The following is a 930-nucleotide window of genomic DNA, read 5'->3' as shown; positions in this document are numbered from 1 at the left end:
ATATGAGATATATAAATGCTATATTACCTTATTTTTCAGATGACTTTGTAAATAAAATAAAGCAATCAGTTCCTGGGGAGGCACTAATATTTGGCCATTGTGTTTCGATGCCGCTACATGTAACCATTAACAAATCTAATCCTGAGCCAAATAGTAAAAATTGCGAAATTACAAAAGAGTGGTTTGGCAGAGATTAATTTTGAGAGAAAAGTTGTTGGCAATAAAAGATTTAATAGTGCCGATAGTGAAACCAGTATAGAAGCGAAAGTTTTTTGTTTATTTGGATTATAATTATCGAGCTTTTGGTATTACAAAAGCAAAAATAAAAATATCTTTAAAGTAGTAAGTTGGCTATTGTATCAATCTGATCAAGGCTAGCAACGACAAGAAAAAGTGCGAGAACTAATCCAAAAAATAGCAGTGAAAGTGTGTTGAGGTGCTTTGGTTACCTTTCTTTATATTGCAACTCTTGCAGTCAAATAGTGCTTGCATTAGCTAAACCAATAACAAATAAGATTGTCGGATTTTAAATTTAAAGGAAAAACATGAAAATACGAATCTACTACGAAGATACCGACGCTGGTGGTATAGTCTATCACACAAACTACATTAAATATTGCGAACGAGCTAGAAGTGAAGCATTTTTTCAGGCTGGGCTAGATTTTACAAAAGAGGGCGGATACTTTGTAGTTTCGTCGCTTGAGGCTAAATTTATCGCCTCAGCCGTACTTGGAGATGAAATTTTTGTGCGAAGTAAGGTATTGGAACTTAAGAAAGCAAGTATTGTTTTAGAACAAGAAATTTATAAATTTGATGATAAAAATGCGGAAAAACTACTTTTTAGAGCGACAATTGCGTTAGCTTTCATGAAAGAAGAGAAGCTTGCTAAGATAAATGACGAGATAAAGAAATTTCTAGAGAATTCTAAAT

General features: G+C 33.0%; 2 protein-coding genes. Both read left to right on the top strand.

The features are described from left to right. Window positions 1-197: hypothetical protein (locus tag CYP51_RS09885; RefSeq protein ID WP_141089681.1), on the top strand; the 197-nt coding region annotated here is incomplete at its 5' end. A gap of 348 nt (window positions 198-545) precedes the next feature. Beyond that, on the top strand, window positions 546-930 hold a 385-nt coding region (locus tag CYP51_RS01550; protein WP_103624106.1), incomplete at its 3' end, for a YbgC/FadM family acyl-CoA thioesterase.

It is taken from the genome of Campylobacter concisus (assembly GCF_002912895.1).
Lineage (GTDB): Bacteria > Campylobacterota > Campylobacteria > Campylobacterales > Campylobacteraceae > Campylobacter_A > Campylobacter_A concisus_G.
This window is presented reverse-complemented; position numbering and strand designations above follow the sequence as displayed.